Origin of the sequence: Klebsiella electrica (assembly GCF_006711645.1) — a bacterium.
Taxonomy (GTDB): domain Bacteria; phylum Pseudomonadota; class Gammaproteobacteria; order Enterobacterales; family Enterobacteriaceae; genus Klebsiella; species Klebsiella electrica.
This window is the reverse complement of the sequence record NZ_CP041247.1, coordinates 3,408,514-3,423,309: the sequence shown is the minus strand read 5'-3', so window position 1 is coordinate 3,423,309 and position 14,796 is coordinate 3,408,514. Positions and strand designations below refer to the sequence as shown.

Here is a 14,796-nt window from a genome sequence, read left to right as displayed (position 1 = left end):
ACGAATAACACGGTTTTGTTTATTTTTAAGGCGGTTGAACAAATTCGTGCTTTACAGCCTGAACAGAGGTGTTTATAGTGCGCCCCATACCGGAAGCGTGGCCGAGCGGTTGAAGGCACCGGTCTTGAAAACCGGCGACCCGAAAGGGTTCTAGAGTTCGAATCTCTACGCTTCCGCCAAATAAAAGAAGGGGTTACCGAAAGGTAGCCCCTTTTTGCTTTGGGCTCCTGGTATAGTGTTGGTATATTCGCTTGGTATATTTCCCGCTTTGGCACTCCTGATCACTCGTCTTTCTGCAGCGGTGGAACGTTGAGAGTCGGAGAAATTTTCACCTTCCTGTCATATGTTGCCACCTGCAGTTCGGTCTTGTGTCCACTAAATAACTGCTTATCTTTGCTGCTCCCTTCAAAGTCTGATATCGCCTTTGCCTTGATGTCGTGTAAGGTGCCGGGGATCTTTAGCCCACTTCCCGCTTTGCATCATGCCACCGTTTGCCTGATAAGCCTGCTAGTCGCTGAGGTTGTCGCGACAGGACACTCTTCTCCCGCGCGGCAGAGGCCATTCCAGCGGTGGCATTCACTTCTGCCATTGAGATAAGCTTTGAGACAGGGATTCGGCGCTTTTACTGGCAGGGCGGTTTGTCTGGTACAATTTCGATACTGGAGCATCCGTAGCCGATCCAACCGCTTATCCCACGAGAAACCGCGGCTCTGCGTACCAGCAGTCACCTACGAGGAGAACATTGCGCGACCTTGAAACAAGCTGAGGTTGTGACTAATTTCTAAAATGGTTACGCGTTGTCAATCAATGGTTATCACGCTAAGCTGAAAACATGACTAAGAATATGAACGTCCCACCATCACGTGGTCCACTTGATCACAGCGTGCGAGAGCAAATTGTCGAAGCTGCTTTTGCGCATTTCGGCCATTACGGCTATGAAAAAACCACCGTGGCAGAACTTGCTAAATCTATAGGTTTTTCAAAGTCCTATATCTATAAATTTTTTGATTCCAAACAGGCTATCGGCGAGGTGATCTGTGCTAACCGCCTGTCGTTGATCATGGAGGTGGTCGATTCCGCAATCGCCGATGCGCCGTCAGCCAGCGAGAAACTCCGTCGTCTCTTCGGGGCACTCACCGAGGCGGGGAGTGAACTGTTTTTCCACGATCGCAAGCTTTACGACATAGCCGCCGTAGCCGCGCGGGAAAAGTGGCCTTCAACGGAAAAGTATGCAGCGCATCTGCTGAAACTGATTGAGAGCATTCTGGCTGAAGGCAGGAAGAACGGGGAGTTTGAAAGGAAAACGCCGCTGGATGAGGCCACCAATGCGGTATATCTGGTGATGTGTCCTTTCGTTAACCCCGTGCAGCTGCAGTTCAATCTCGAAGCGGCTCCCAAAGCAGCGGTACTGCTTTCCTCACTGATTTTAAGAAGCCTCGCCCCCTGATTTGTGACCATTGACTTTATTGGTCACTAGTCTGAGAATACGGATCCCATCCTGATAATTCACAAAGGTTCCCATGCTCAGGCTTAATTCAGCCCGTTTTGCCGTTTGCCTCCTGCCGTTCATCCTGGGGGCCTGCGGCGACAATTCCGCGAATGACGATCCGCGCACGCGGCCGCCGCTCGTCAGAGTCGCGGCCGTAGAACTTGCAAACAAGACTTCTCGTACCTTCACCGGCGTGGTCGTCGCAAGAACGCAAAGCGATCTTGGTTTCAGGGTGCAGGGTAAGATCCTCGAACGCGTTGTTGATACCGGCCAGACCGTTAAACGCGGTCAGCCGCTGATGCGGCTGGACCCTGCCGACCTGAAGCTGCAGGCACTGGCTCAGCGCCAGGCCGTTGATGCCGCCAGGGCGCGCGCAAGAAAAGCCACCAGCGATGAGGCACGCTATCGCGGCCTCGTTGCCTCCGGCGCCGTCTCCGCAGCTGAGTATGACCAGATTAAAGCGACGGCCGATTCTGCTACAGCGGATCTCAGCGCCGCCCAGGCTCAGGCAAACGTGGCGCAAAACGCGACGGGCTATGCTGTACTGCTGGCCGATTCCGACGGCGTGGTAATGGAGACGCTCGGCGAACCCGGCCAGGTGGTCAGCGCCGGGCAGGCGGTGATCCGGCTGGCGAGAGCGGGGCAGCGCGAAGCGCTGGTGCAACTGCCGGAAACGTTGCGTCCCGCCATCGGTAGCGAAGCGCAGGCCACGCGCTATGGCAACGAAACACAGCCTGTCGTCGCCAGGCTGCGGCTGCTGTCCGATTCGGCCGATGCGGCGACCCGCACATTCGAGGCGCGATATGTGCTGGAGGGCCCTCTGGCGAACGCCCCGCTGGGAGCCACCGTGACGCTGCAAATCCCAAAAAATAGCGAGGAACGCCCGGTGATGCAGGTGCCGCTGGCTGCGCTTTACGATGCGGGCAAAGGGCCCGGCATCTGGCGAATTACCGCGCCGCCGACAACGGTCGTCTGGCAGCCCGTCAAGGTGCTTAGCGTGGGTGAGGAAGCGGTGCAGGTGACCGGCGATGTGCTGCCGGGCGAGAAGATTGTGGCGTTAGGGGCACATCTGCTGCACGAAGGCGAAGCCGTCCGCCTGGCTGAACAACACGATGCTGTTCAGGCCGGGAGCAAACCATGAGCGCAAAACGCTTCAATCTGTCAGCGCTGGCGGTACGCGAGCGCTCGATCACCCTGTTTTTGATTATTCTGCTGACGATTGCCGGTATTTACGCGTTTTTTGGCCTCGGGCGAGCGGAAGATCCGCCCTTTACGGTCAAGCAGATGACCATTATCAGCGTCTGGCCCGGAGCGACGGCGCAGGAAATCCAGGATCAGGTTGCCGAGCCGCTGGAAAAACGCCTGCAGGAGCTCAAGTGGTATGACCGCACGGAAACCTATACCCGCCCCGGCATGGCGTTTATCACGCTGTCATTACAGGACAGCACGCCGCCGTCTCAGGTGCAGGAAGAGTTCTATCAGGCGCGAAAAAAGCTGGGCGATGAAGCCAAAAATCTCCCCGCCGGCGTGCTGGGGCCGATGATCAACGATGAATTCTCCGACGTGACCTTCGCGCTCTTTGCGCTGAAAGCGAAAGGAGAGCCGCAGCGTCTGTTAGTTCGTGATGCCGAACGATTACGCCAGCAGTTTCTGCACGTCCCTGGCGTGAAGAAAGTGAATATTATCGGCGAGCAGGCTGAACGGATTTATATCTCCTTCTCGCATCAGCGTCTGGCGACGCTGGGGCTCTCTGCGCAGGATATTTTCGATGCGCTGAACAGCCAGAACACCTTAACCCCGGCGGGTTCCATTGAGACTCGCGGCGCGCAAATTTTTATCCGCCTCGATGGCGCTTTCGATGAATTGCAGAAGATCCGCGATACGCCATTGATCGCTCAGGGTAAGACACTCAAGTTGTCCGATGTGGCAACGGTTGAGCGAGGTTACGAAGACCCTCCCACTTTGCAGATTCGTAACCAGGATCAGCCGGCGCTGCTGCTGGGGATTGTCATGCGCGAAGGCTGGAATGGCCTGGCGTTAGGGAAAGCGCTGGATGGCGAAGCGGCAAAAATCAATGCCAGTATGCCGCTGGGGATGACCCTGACGAAAGTCACCGATCAGGCGGTGAATATCAGCGCGTCGGTCGACGAATTCATGATCAAGTTCTTCGCCGCCCTGCTGGTTGTGATGATGGTCTGTTTTGTCAGCATGGGCTGGCGCGTGGGCGTCGTGGTTGCGGCGGCGGTCCCCCTGACGCTGGCGATTGTTTTTGTGGTGATGGAAGCCGCCGGGATCAACTTTGACCGCGTCACCCTCGGCTCGCTCATTCTGGCGCTGGGGCTGCTGGTCGATGACGCCATTATCGCCATCGAAATGATGGTGGTGAAAATGGAGGAGGGCTACGACAGAATTAACGCTTCGGCCTACGCCTGGAGCCATACTGCCGCGCCGATGCTGGCCGGAACGCTGGTGACGGCCATTGGCTTTATGCCTAATGGCTTTGCCCAGTCCACCGCCGGGGAATACACCAGCAATATGTTCTGGATTGTCGGCCTCGCCCTGATCGCCTCGTGGCTGGTTGCCGTTGTTTTCACGCCGTATCTGGGGGTGAAGATGCTGGCGGATATTGCCAAAGTGGAAGGCGGCCATAGCGCCATCTATGACACGCCGCGCTACAACCGCTTCCGCCGTATGCTGGCCCGCGTTATCGCAAGGAAATGGGGCGTGGCCGGTTCCGTCGTCGCTATTTTCGTTCTGGCCATCCTCGGAATGGGGCTGGTGAAAAAACAATTTTTCCCCACCTCTGACCGGCCGGAAGTTCTGGTCGAAGTGCAGATGCCCTACGGTACCTCTATTGGCCAGACCAGCGCCGCAGCGGCCAAAATAGAGGCGTTTTTGCAAAAACAGCCGGAAGCGAAAATGGTTACCGCCTATATTGGCCAGGGCTCGCCGCGTTTTTATCTGGCGATGGCGCCCGAGCTACCCGACCCGTCGTTTGCAAAGATAGTGGTGTTGACGGACAGTCAGCAATCACGCGATGCGCTCAAACTCCGACTGCGGGAAGCCGTGGCCAACGGGCTGGCGCCTGAAGCGCGCGTGCGCGTGACGCAACTGGTGTTTGGCCCCTATTCACCGTTCCCGGTGGCATGGCGAGTGATGGGGCCCGATAGCGATAAATTGCGCGATATCGCCGATAAGGTTAAGGCCGTGCTGCAGGCAAGCCCGATGATGAGGACCGTCAACACCGACTGGGGGTCGAAGGTTCCGGTCTTACATTTCACCCTCGATCAGGACCGTCTGCAGGCAACCGGTTTAACCTCCAATGCCGTGGCCCAGCAGCTCCAGTTCCTGTTATCGGGTATTCCCGTGACCTCGGTACGGGAAGATATTCGTTCGGTTCAGGTGATGGGGCGCGCCGCGGGCGATATCCGTCTGGATCCGGAGAAAATTGCGGGTTTGACCCTGGCAGGCAATGCCGGACAGCGCATTCCTCTGGCTCAAATCGGGGAGGTTGAGGTCACAATGGAAGACCCGTTGCTGCGCCGTCGCGATCGCACGCCCACCATTACCGTGCGGGGCGACATTGCCGATAATCTTCAGCCGCCGGACGTTTCCGCCGCCATCATGAAGCAGCTTCAGCCGATTGTGGATTCGCTCCCGCCCGGATACCGCATCGACATGGCGGGCTCGATTGAGGAGTCGGGCAAAGCCACTCAGGCGATGATGCCGTTGTTCCCCATAATGGTCGCCCTGACGCTGCTGATCATCATTTTGCAGGTACGTTCCATGTCGGCCATGGTGATGGTGTTTCTTACCGCTCCGCTCGGGCTGATCGGCGTGGTTCCTGCGCTGCTGCTGTTCAATCAGCCGTTTGGCATCAATGCTCTTGTCGGTCTGATCGCGCTTTCGGGCATCCTTATGCGTAATACGCTGATTCTTATCGGCCAAATCCATCATAACGAGCGGGAAGGTCTCGATCCGTATCATGCGGTGATAGAAGCTACGGTACAGCGGGCAAGACCCGTACTCCTGACGGCAATGGCCGCGGTGCTGGCGTTTATTCCCCTGACCCATTCGGTGTTCTGGGGAACCCTTGCCTATACGCTGATTGGCGGAACGTTAGGAGGCACCATCATGACGCTGGTCTTCTTGCCGGCGATGTATGCGATCTGGTTCCGGATCCGCCCTGAGATTCAGCCCCATGCGGAACAACGGGCATAACTTCGTAGCGCGCGGGATGAACAACGCGAGCAGAGTTCCCCCCCGAACTGGGGGGTGACGTTTTTGTGATGGACGTCATAAAATAACGCCCGGTTATTGTGATGTTATTTGCACGCAATGGATTTGTATTTGAATCAACCCGCCCTATCTCTGCGGGTTTTTTTTCGCTCCGCGCTTGCTGAGTGGTGACCGGCTGCGCCGCAGGCGGAGTCAATCAACAGGAGGACACGACACCGAATCCATACGTCTTTCAGCCAAAGCGTTCATGCCGGTGGCAGCGGGGATTCACTCACCCATTGCCGGGCTATCGCTGACAGGTCTGACTGGGTAAAACCCGTTGGGCTGCCTCTCCACACCCTGCAACGCCTGGTCGATTCCCCTGATGAAAACCGCATATCTTGAACAAACCAGTTTGAACGGCCTGAACATATCCGTCACTCAAAACAAGCGCTGCGCTCCCAACACTCGTCACAGCTTGGCGAGCGGCAGATAACTTCTCCTTGCTGCAGCAGACAGCGTTGACGATAAAAGAACTTTTTCCAGCGCATATTGTGTTCGTTCATCACCACCAGCTGCGGAAAACAGTCGCTCATCAGCAGGCGCAATTCGGCGCGCGACGCCAGGCCAAGGTCCTGCCAGAGATGGTTAAACGCCAGCGAAACCTCGGCGATAATCTGCGCCATCGGTCCGGCTCCCTGCTGCATCCAGTCCGCCAGCCATGCGCTCAACTGCTGACGTTCCTCTTCGCGGGTGGCATTCAGTTCCGCCATCAGGCGACGACGGAGTAGCACCTCGCCATCCAGCGGCGTTTCCTCCTCGCCCAACCGTCGCCTCAGCGCCTGCCAGTCGTGCGCACTCAGCCCCATGCGCAGCGGAAAACTGCCTTTGCCCGCGTGATACAGTAGCCACAGGCGTCTTAGCCAGTCGCGCGGCGCCATCAGGCGACCCCCTTGTGCGGCAACGCGGCAGGCCAGCTCCCGCGGCGCTGTTGCCACCAGTCGGGCAACACCTCGGAGACCGGCCGCCATGCCCCGTCAACGCACGGCTCAATGCCTTGCTGTTCCAGCTTTTGCCACGGCGTGTGGCCGATACGCACGCAAAATACGGCTTTCACGTCCGCCAGCAGGTCGAGGATCGCCGCAAATCTGGCATCGTTATCCTGCGGTTCGCAGTCATCGCGCCCCTGGCAATATTTCGGCGTAAACCGTTCGTTGACCAGCACCATGCCGGCGGCCGACAGGCTGTAAATAGAGAACCGGTCGGTATGGCCAAAGTGGCAATCAATCACATCCCCACGGCTTGACGCTACGGCGACCAGACAGGCGTCATCGGCTTCCGATTCGCCGCGGGTCGCGATACTGGCGTGAAGCTGCGCGCGCTGGTGGAGGATCGGCAGCCAGGCCGGGAGGCTCTCTGGCGCCGGAAGCTGGGTAAACTGCTGGCTGCGGTCTTCGCCGAGCATTCCGATGGCATCGGCGCGGCACTGGTGGCAGTGGGTCATCTGCGGCATCACCTCTGCGCACTGGCTGCGGGTCGCGGCAAGCAGTTCTGCGTCCGGCTCCGGCTGGCCGTTGAGGCCAAACACCGTGCCGTGCTCCGGTCGGGCAATGAGCGGCATAATGTTATGGATAAACGCGCCGCGGCTTCGCAGTTCGCGGCTGACGTCGGCCATGCCGCTATCGTTAATGCCGGGGATCAGCACGGAATTTATTTTCACCAGCACGCCTTTGGCGGTCAGCCTGCGCACGCCCTCAAGCTGACGGGCAATCAGGATTTCTCCCGCTTCGCGCCCGCTGTAGCGTTCGCCGTCCAGCCATAGCCAGGCGTAGATTTGCGCGGCAATCTCCGCGTCGAGGGTATTAATGGTGACCGTGACGTGGTCAACGCCGACATCCAGCAGGCGATCTACCGCGTCAGGCAGCATCAGTCCGTTGGTCGACAGGCATAATTTCAGGTCCGGTAGCTGCTCACGGATCAGCTCCAGGGTGCGAAAGGTGCGGGTGATGTTGGCGAGCGGGTCGCCGGGCCCGGCGATGCCCACTACCGACAGCTGCGGGATCGCCTGCGCGACCTGACGCACTTTTAAGACCGCCTGTTCAGGCGTCAGCAGCGTTGACGATACCCCGGGGCGGGATTCATTGCTGCAATCAAATTTGCGATTACAGTAGTTGCACTGCAAATTGCAGGCGGGCGCGACCGGCAGATGCATCCGTGCAAAACGGTGATGCCCATGACGAGAGTAGCAGGGATGCGCGGCGACTTTATCGGCAACGATCGGCGTGAGTGCGCCATCGTCCGCTGAGTGGCAGGCTGTGCCGCGAGGAAAAGAAGAGCAGGAAGTCATAGTCGTACCTTCGTGGTTGGGCGATACCTTCCTGCTGCAAATGCTATACCAGCGGTGAATTTTGCAACTCTATGAAACATAAAATCTTTAACCAGTAACCCGTCGCCCTGAATTGTCGTAATTCCGCCGTGCTGGCGACAATGTTCACAACCTCACACAAGGCTCACAGTCGCGGCATGGTGATATCCATTATCTGAATCCGATACGCTACCTGGCGCGGCGTCATCCCCAGCAGTCGCGCCGCTTTGGCCTGCACCCAGCCGGCTTTTTCGAGGGCCGCAATCAACCGCTGGCGCTCGTCAAGGCTGTTATCGAGCCAGCCGTCCTCCGCCGGACCGCTGATGGGTTGCGCTTTCGGCGGATTATCGCGATGGTTGAACAGGATCACGTCACGGTCTATCAGGCCGCTCTCCGACATCACCGCCGAACGCTCAAGGCAGTTTTCCAGTTCGCGGACGTTGCCCGGCCAGCTGTACTCCATCAACAGGCGAATGGCCCCATCGCTGATACGCAGCGTTCTCCCCTGGTGCTGAGCGATTTTACGCACCAGAAAGTGCGCCAGTTCGGCGATATCCTCCTGACGTTCGCGCAGCGGGGGCAGGGCGATGGGCATCACGTTCAGGCGATAGTAAAGATCCTCGCGGAAATGGCCCAGCCGCACCTCTTCTTCCAGATGGCGATTGGTCGCCGCGATGATGCGCACGTTGACGCGCAGGGTTTCATCGCCGCCGACGCGCTCCATTTCTCCCTCTTGCAGAATTCGCAGCAGCTTAGCCTGAAACGAGGCGCTGCTTTCGCCGATCTCATCCAGAAACAGAGTCCCGCCATCCGCCAGTTCAAAGCGGCCTTTCCGCTGGCGCACCGCGCCGGTAAACGCGCCTTTCTCATGACCGAACAGCTCGCTCTCCAGCAGAGTATCAGGCAGCGCCGCGCAGTTGAATTTGACGAAAGCCGCAGCGGCGCGCGGTGAATTATGGTGAATGGCATTGGCGATAAGCTCTTTCCCGGTACCGCTTTCGCCGCGTACCAGTACCGTAGTATCCCAGCGCGAAACCTGACGAATAATCTCCATAATCTGCCGCATCGCCGGGCTTTTACCGACCATATTCTCGAGGCCGAAACCGCGCGATGGCGTACAGGCGCGCGGCCGCTCAATTCTGGCGACCTGCGGCGGCTGTGAGGCAGAGGCCGGCAGGATCATCAGGCGAATCGTCTGGGCTATCAGATTGGCGACAGTTTCGAGAAACCGGGTACAGGCCGGTAGCCGCTCTTCCTGACGAGCCATCGGTTGCGCCGCCAGTACGCCGATAGGCCGGGAATGGGGGCCCATGAGCGGTACGGCAATAAACGGCAGGTCATAATCGTACAGACTGAGACGGTCGAGAAACCGCTGATCGTCGGCCACGCGCGGTAGTACCAGCGACTGGCCCTGCGCCAGCACGGTACCAACCAGGCCTTCCCCGGGCCGGTAGCGAATTTGCGTACTGCCGGGCAGCGTCTGATTTTCCGTTTGCTGCAGTGCTTCGATGCTCAAAATCTCCTGCTGACTGTCGTACAGGCAAATCATCCCGTGCTGCATAAACGCGTCGTTATGTAACACGCTCAATACCTCCTGCAGCGTTTTACTCGCTTCGGTGGCGCGGCTCAAAATGACGCTTATCCGCTGCATGGCGGTAAATTGCTGGGAGAGATCGAAGCGCCTGACGGTGGTATCCGAATCGAATTTATGGCTCATTGCTCACCTCCGGCCAGGGTATTGAAGAGCGGGAAACGCATGACGAGGCTGGTCCCCCCCTGCGGGCGCGAAGCCAGTTCAATCGCGCCGCGATGGTAGGCGACCAGGGTTTGGATCAGCCGCAGTTCCATCCCTTTGCCGGGAGCGTTCAAGGCATCGGGGGAGTGGGTATAGCGCACCTGTAGCAGCGGCACATTGTCGTTGAGATACAGCGAGAGCCAGCCCTCATCCTCTTCGGCATAAAGCGCTATCTCCAGCGGTACGGAGGGCAGCTCGGCGGCGAGGGCCAGCGTGCGGTCGAGCCATAAACTTAAGCAGGCCAGCAGCTGCGTGCGTTGGCCAAAGCCCACCAGATGCGGCGACGCCATATCAATATGCAGTTTCGCGCGGTGGTCAAAGCGGGTGCGGTATAGGGCGCACAGGTCGTCAAAGAAGGGCTGCAGCGGCCAGACGGCGTTGCTTTCCAGCTCGAGGGAGGGGCGGCAGCGCTGCAGGCGCGCCATGGCCTCTTCGCCTTCACGCCACGCCGCGTCCAGCGCCACGTTGCCGCTGCCTTCACCGTTCAGCCGACGGGCCGCTGCCAGCATATTGATCGGGCAGTTAAGCTGGATCAGCGCGGCGTCCAGCGATTCGCGGATGGCGGCCAGCAGCTTTCCGGCGGTCATCTGCTGTTTCAGTCGGTCGAGGCGGCCCTGCTCCTGCTGTTGACGCTGCTGGGTGCAGTCGGCGATCACCACCAGCGTTCGCGCCGGGGCGCTGTCGACGAAATAGCGGCTGGCTTCTTCGCTGACGCCGGGCAACCCCCAGCAGGTCACTGACAGCCAGCGGACCGCGCCGCGGATAACCACCGGCAGAATTTGCTCTGCGCCGGGCCCCATCGCCTGCGGGGAAACCCGTAGCTCAACCAGCAGCTCTTTCCCGCCGCAGTCCGCGCAGAAGGTTTTGTAGGCGAGGTTATCCATCACCACCCGATCGTGCTCATCCACCACCACCACGGCGGCGGGGATATTATTCAGCACCGCTTCCATCAGCGTCATATGATTGCGCAGCCGCTGTTCCAGGGTATAGCTGACGCTAATATCCCGCTGCATCGCCAGATAATGTTCCAGCTCGCCCTGCGGATTCAGCACCGGGGTGATGTCGATATCCACCAGATACAGGCCGCCGTCGCGGCGCTGGTTAATCAGCTGACCGCGCCATGGCTGGCGCTGAAGCAGGGTGTGCCACATCTCCTGGTAGATTGCTCGCGGCGTCTGGCTGCTGGCCAGCAGGCGCGGGTTTTGGTTTAACAATTGCGCCAGCGAATAGCCGGTCTGACGGCAAAAAGCCGGGTTGGCGTAAATAATATTCGCCCGGGCATCGGTGAGGGAAATCGCCACCGATGCCTGTTCGACCATCGTAAAAAACAGCCCCGGATGTTGTTGAGTCAGCACGCCGGCAATCGCCTCCGGCACGGCGTTATCGCGCATCATATTCAGGGTCATCGCAAACTCCTGTGTCGCAGTTATGACAATTTGTCCGACACCGCGACAGGGATCGCGCGGTTTTATCCGAACCCCGATAACCATGCAAACCGTGCGCCCTTATCGAAGCGACCGGCAGAAACATTGATCCGGCAGGGGTAAAACCGGCGTTTGCGTCATACTTCCCGGCTCACCAGGCCCGCCGCGCGCGGCGGAACGGCGCTGGAGCGATCGTGATGGGGCAGGGATGAACTGTCGCAGGGCAGTGAAACCTGGCATAGCCTTCGCAATACCCCTGCGAGAACGCGTATTTTCAACCCCCTTTTCCGACAGGAGCGCAACATGGCGAACATTGGTATTTTCTTTGGCACCGATACCGGTAAAACCCGCAAAATCGCGAAAATGATCCACAAGCAGCTCGGCGAGTTGGCGGATGCCCCGGTCAACATTAACCGCACGACGCTGGACGACTTTATGGCCTATCCGGTGCTGCTGCTGGGCACGCCGACGCTCGGCGACGGCCAACTGCCGGGGCTGGAGGCCGGATGCGAAAGCGAATCATGGAGCGAATTTATCAGCGGCCTCGACGACGCCAGCCTGAAAGGGAAAACCGTGGCGCTGTTCGGCCTCGGCGATCAGAGAGGCTATCCGGACAACTTCGTCAGCGGCATGCGCCCGCTCTACGACGCCCTGCGCGCACGCGGCGCGCAGATGATTGGCAGCTGGCCGAATGAGGGTTATGAATTCAGCGCCTCTTTGGCGCTGGAAGGGGAACGCTTCGTTGGGCTGGCACTGGATCAGGATAACCAGTTCGACCAGACCGAAGCGCGGCTGGCGAGCTGGCTTGAGGAGATTAAACGCACCGTGCTGTAGGCGTTAACGGGTAGCCGCCGAGGCTACCCGCACAGTCCCGGTTGACGGGAAATCATCTGTTCCAGCCACTGGCGCTGGTGGCGCTGCTGGCTCTGCTGCCAAAGATAATCGCGCGCGCTCTCCAGCGCCTGCTGCTGCGCCATCGGCGTGGCGGGGCGAATCGCTTCACACCATAAAAGATGCCAGCCCAGTTCGCTGGCGACGGGCGGACTCAGCGCGTTTTCCGCCAGCGCAAACAGCGCACTCTCGAGCTGCGGATAGAGTAAACCCCGGCTAATCCAGCCTAAACGCCCGTCTTCCAGGGCGCTCGGACACTGAGAATGGCGGCGGGCTAGCGGGGCGAAAGCGTCCCGGGAGGCGTTAATTTGCTGATAGAGGCCGAGGATTTTCTGATGAACGGCTTCACGGTCATTCTCGACAGTCAGCAGCAGATGGCGGGTCAGACGCTGTTCCGGGCGCATAAACTGCGTCTGGTGGCGCAAATACCAGGCCTGGACCGTGGCGAGATCCGGCTGCGGCGCCTGACGGGCGATATCGGCAAAGGCGATTTCCAGCCGGGCGTGATGCAGCACGATAGCCGCGCGTTCTGGCGGCGTAAAGTTACCTTCAGCGAGCCAGACGGCAAGGGAGGCGGCGATGTTATCCCTTAACGTCGGCGGAACAGCGCCTTCCGGAACCCGCGCGACTATCGTCTGCTCCATCTGGCACTGGCGTTGCCAGGCCTGCTCAAAGGCCAGCGTATCGGCAGCATTCAATGTTGCCGGATCGCTGTCCCAGCGCGTGCGCGCCAGCCGTTGCCGACCAAAACGTTGCCATGCGTTCACTGTTCTCTCTCCTCTGTAAGGGCGATGGCCTGTGCCGGGACTCTGAACCAGCGGCCGCTAAAATCGACGGTGTAGCAGTCGCCGGACTCACCCCGATCGGTAGCCTCAATGTGTCCCCGCTGGCCCGCGGTCACGACCACATCGCCGTTGACCGAGAGCGCCATCAGGCAGGTGACGCTATCGCCATATTGCAAGTTCCCGGCCAGCCACGGCTGAGCGATGGGGATCAGCTCCTGTTCGCGGCAGCCGATGATCCGATCGCTCTCCGGGAAGTGAATTTGATAGATAATCTGATCCTGCAAAAAAACGCCCCAGTCGCGGACAAATCCGCGGCTACCGCGCCTGACCAGCAGCGCGCCGGGTGCGAAGCCCGCGACGGTACCGTCGTTACGAATCGCGCGTACCACGCGAACCTCTTCACTAAAGGTGAATTTAGGTCTCATGTTCCGCTCTCCTGAAACTGTTGCTGATAGCTCTCCGCGAGCAGTCTTCGCGCCAGCAGCCAGGGGGCGCGGGCGTTTTCTTCCAGTTGGTTTTGCAGCGGTACCGCAGCGCGCAGTTTGCGGTGAAACGTTGCCAGCACCGGCAGGCTGCAGCGGCCAAGCAGATCGGGCTGATAGGGGACGGCGAAAAACTGAAAAAAAGATTCGGCGCAGTGAAGTTCCTCCACGCCGGGAATGTGATAAAACCACTCCATCATTACCCCCTCGCCCGCAGGGCGGATTCGGCGCACAGCTCGTCGTAGATAGCCACCAGCTCGTAATCTTTCGGACTGCGCTTCCAGTTCTCGGCGAAGCGGCGGATGGCGGGCAGCAGCTGGTTAATCTGCGCGGCGTTGAGGTGATAGCCCATCTGGTCAAAAACGCCGTTGACCGCCTGTCGTCCTGAGTGTTTGCCCAGCACCAGCCGATAGCTACGCCCCATCAGGGAAGGGGCGATGGACTGGTAGCTCTCGCTATCGCGCAGTAGCGCCGCCACATGGACCCCTGATTCATGGGTAAAAACCAGCTCGCCGACCAGCGGCTGCTGTGGGTCAATGGCGCGCTGTGCGGCTTCCGCGACCTTCTGACAAAGCGCGGGCAGCGCGGCAAACTGCACGCCGGTCTCCAGTCCGAGGCAGCGCTCAAGGCCCAGCGCGACGGTTTCCAGCGCCGCGTTGCCTGCCCGTTCGCCGAGGCCGAGGATCGTGGTATTGACGCTGGTGGCTCCGGCGCTGACCGCCGCCAGCGTATTGGCGGTCGCCATGCCCAGATCGTTATGGGCATGCATCTCGATTTCTCCGCCCCAGACTTCACGCAGGGCCGAGATTTGCGTCGCGGTGGTGAAAGGATCGAGTATGCCGAGCGTATCGGCATAGCGCAGGCGAGCTGCACCGCATTGCTGCGCTACCCTGGCGATATCGTGCAGAGTTTGTCCGCTGGCCCGCGAAGCATCCTCGCAGCCGATGCATACCTTCAGACTGAGGCTATGCGCCAGGTGGATAAATACCGCCAGCCGCTCCAGCAGCACCGCTAACGGTTCACGCAGTTTGTACTGGCGCAGCTTATCCGACGCCGGAATCGAGATATCCACCCAGTCGATGCCCAGATCGGCGCTCTGGCGGATTTCCTGCGCGTTCATCCGACACCAGGTCATCAGCGTCGCGCCAGGCAGCTGGCGGCGTACCAGTTGGATCCGCGCGATCTCCTCATCGCCCATCGCCGGGGTGCCGACTTCCAGCGCCGTAATTCCGGCGGCATAAAGCGCCTCGGCAATGGCGACCTTTTCACTGGTGCGAAAGGCGACGCCGGGGCTCTGCTCGCCGTCGCGCAGGGTGGTATCGTTAATCAACACGCGTCCCATCAGCC

12 protein-coding genes, 1 tRNA gene and 1 pseudogene are annotated in these 14,796 nt (G+C 59.5%); 5 read left to right on the top strand and 9 right to left on the bottom strand.

Features of this window, described 5'->3' with window-relative positions:
- Nucleotides 1-91: 91 nt before the first annotated feature.
- Nucleotides 92-179 (top strand) — tRNA-Ser (locus Electrica_RS16440).
- Between the two features lie 102 nt (nucleotides 180-281).
- On the opposite strand, the pseudogene Electrica_RS16435 reads toward Electrica_RS16440, so the two are convergent.
- Nucleotides 282-446: pseudogene (locus Electrica_RS16435) on the bottom strand (tyrosine-type recombinase/integrase); the annotation flags it as partial.
- A 386-nt stretch (nucleotides 447-832) separates the two neighbouring features.
- On the opposite strand from Electrica_RS16435, the gene Electrica_RS16430 reads away from it, so the two are divergent.
- The 3 genes from Electrica_RS16430 (at nucleotide 833) to Electrica_RS16420 (ending at nucleotide 5,710) form a co-directional block, all read left to right on the top strand.
- Nucleotides 833-1,447, top strand: coding sequence for a TetR/AcrR family transcriptional regulator (locus Electrica_RS16430; RefSeq protein WP_141964978.1), 615 nt, complete (start codon nucleotides 833-835; stop codon nucleotides 1,445-1,447).
- A gap of 73 nt (nucleotides 1,448-1,520) precedes the next feature.
- Entirely contained in the window at nucleotides 1,521-2,630 is a 1,110-nt protein-coding gene (locus Electrica_RS16425) for an efflux RND transporter periplasmic adaptor subunit (RefSeq protein ID WP_141964977.1), read from the top strand.
- Entirely contained in the window at nucleotides 2,627-5,710 is a 3,084-nt protein-coding gene (locus tag Electrica_RS16420) for an efflux RND transporter permease subunit (RefSeq protein WP_141964976.1), read from the top strand. Before Electrica_RS16425 ends, Electrica_RS16420 begins: the two co-directional genes overlap by 4 nt.
- 434 nt (nucleotides 5,711-6,144) lie before the next feature.
- Here the strand turns inward: Electrica_RS16420 and Electrica_RS16415 are convergent, their stop codons facing one another.
- The 4 genes from Electrica_RS16415 to nifL form a co-directional block, all read right to left on the bottom strand.
- Complete coding sequence (locus tag Electrica_RS16415; protein WP_131048440.1) at nucleotides 6,145-6,648, bottom strand: nitrogen fixation protein NifQ; 504 nt, start codon at nucleotides 6,646-6,648, stop codon at nucleotides 6,145-6,147.
- Nucleotides 6,648-8,054, bottom strand: coding sequence for a nitrogenase cofactor biosynthesis protein NifB (gene nifB / locus Electrica_RS16410; protein WP_141964975.1), 1,407 nt, complete (start codon nucleotides 8,052-8,054; stop codon nucleotides 6,648-6,650). Before nifB ends, Electrica_RS16415 begins: the two co-directional genes overlap by 1 nt.
- A gap of 163 nt (nucleotides 8,055-8,217) precedes the next feature.
- Nucleotides 8,218-9,789, bottom strand: coding sequence for a nif-specific transcriptional activator NifA (gene nifA / locus Electrica_RS16405; protein WP_141964974.1), 1,572 nt, complete (start codon nucleotides 9,787-9,789; stop codon nucleotides 8,218-8,220).
- Nucleotides 9,786-11,273 (bottom strand): nitrogen fixation negative regulator NifL, encoded by a 1,488-nt coding sequence (nifL, locus tag Electrica_RS16400; RefSeq protein ID WP_131048374.1) that lies wholly within the window; start codon nucleotides 11,271-11,273, stop codon nucleotides 9,786-9,788. The genes nifA and nifL overlap by 4 nt, the downstream gene beginning before the upstream one ends.
- A gap of 321 nt (nucleotides 11,274-11,594) precedes the next feature.
- Between nifL and Electrica_RS16395 the strand changes: the two genes are divergently transcribed.
- A complete protein-coding gene (locus Electrica_RS16395) occupies nucleotides 11,595-12,125 on the top strand; it encodes a flavodoxin (protein ID WP_131048375.1) in 531 nt (176 codons plus the stop codon).
- Nucleotides 12,126-12,148: 23 nt separating this feature from the next.
- Here Electrica_RS16395 and nifM read toward each other — a convergent pair whose 3' ends face one another.
- The 4 genes from nifM to nifV are packed head-to-tail and all read right to left on the bottom strand — an operon-like array spanning nucleotide 12,149 to nucleotide 14,791.
- Nucleotides 12,149-12,949 carry a nitrogen fixation protein NifM gene (gene nifM / locus Electrica_RS16390; protein WP_131048376.1) on the bottom strand — a complete coding sequence of 267 codons (801 nt, stop codon included), beginning with the start codon at nucleotides 12,947-12,949 and terminating at the stop codon, nucleotides 12,149-12,151.
- A complete protein-coding gene (locus tag Electrica_RS16385; RefSeq protein ID WP_141964973.1) occupies nucleotides 12,946-13,392 on the bottom strand; it encodes a nitrogen fixation protein NifZ in 447 nt (148 codons plus the stop codon). The genes nifM and Electrica_RS16385 overlap by 4 nt, the downstream gene beginning before the upstream one ends.
- Nucleotides 13,389-13,649, bottom strand: coding sequence for a nitrogenase-stabilizing/protective protein NifW (locus Electrica_RS16380; protein WP_131048378.1), 261 nt, complete (start codon nucleotides 13,647-13,649; stop codon nucleotides 13,389-13,391). The genes Electrica_RS16385 and Electrica_RS16380 overlap by 4 nt, the downstream gene beginning before the upstream one ends.
- Nucleotides 13,649-14,791: a homocitrate synthase gene (nifV, locus tag Electrica_RS16375; RefSeq protein WP_131048379.1), complete on the bottom strand. Its 1,143-nt coding sequence runs from the start codon at nucleotides 14,789-14,791 to the stop codon at nucleotides 13,649-13,651. Before nifV ends, Electrica_RS16380 begins: the two co-directional genes overlap by 1 nt.
- Nucleotides 14,792-14,796 lie beyond the last annotated feature (5 nt).

Bases quoted from the DNA above. Each gene is read 5' to 3' on its own strand.
- nifL (WP_131048374.1), bottom strand. From the start codon at position 11,273: ATGACCCTGAATATGATGCGCGATAACGCCGTGCCGGAGGCGATTGCC.
- Electrica_RS16425 (WP_141964977.1), top strand. From the start codon at position 1,521: ATGCTCAGGCTTAATTCAGCCCGTTTTGCCGTTTGCCTCCTGCCGTTC.
- Electrica_RS16385 (WP_141964973.1), bottom strand. From the start codon at position 13,392: ATGAGACCTAAATTCACCTTTAGTGAAGAGGTTCGCGTGGTACGCGCG.
- Electrica_RS16395 (WP_131048375.1), top strand. From the start codon at position 11,595: ATGGCGAACATTGGTATTTTCTTTGGCACCGATACCGGTAAAACCCGC.
- Electrica_RS16430 (WP_141964978.1), top strand. From the start codon at position 833: ATGACTAAGAATATGAACGTCCCACCATCACGTGGTCCACTTGATCAC.
- nifV (WP_131048379.1), bottom strand. From the start codon at position 14,791: ATGGGACGCGTGTTGATTAACGATACCACCCTGCGCGACGGCGAGCAG.
- Electrica_RS16380 (WP_131048378.1), bottom strand. From the start codon at position 13,649: ATGATGGAGTGGTTTTATCACATTCCCGGCGTGGAGGAACTTCACTGC.
- Electrica_RS16415 (WP_131048440.1), bottom strand. From the start codon at position 6,648: ATGGCGCCGCGCGACTGGCTAAGACGCCTGTGGCTACTGTATCACGCG.
- Electrica_RS16420 (WP_141964976.1), top strand. From the start codon at position 2,627: ATGAGCGCAAAACGCTTCAATCTGTCAGCGCTGGCGGTACGCGAGCGC.
- nifA (WP_141964974.1), bottom strand. From the start codon at position 9,789: ATGAGCCATAAATTCGATTCGGATACCACCGTCAGGCGCTTCGATCTC.
- nifB (WP_141964975.1), bottom strand. From the start codon at position 8,054: ATGACTTCCTGCTCTTCTTTTCCTCGCGGCACAGCCTGCCACTCAGCG.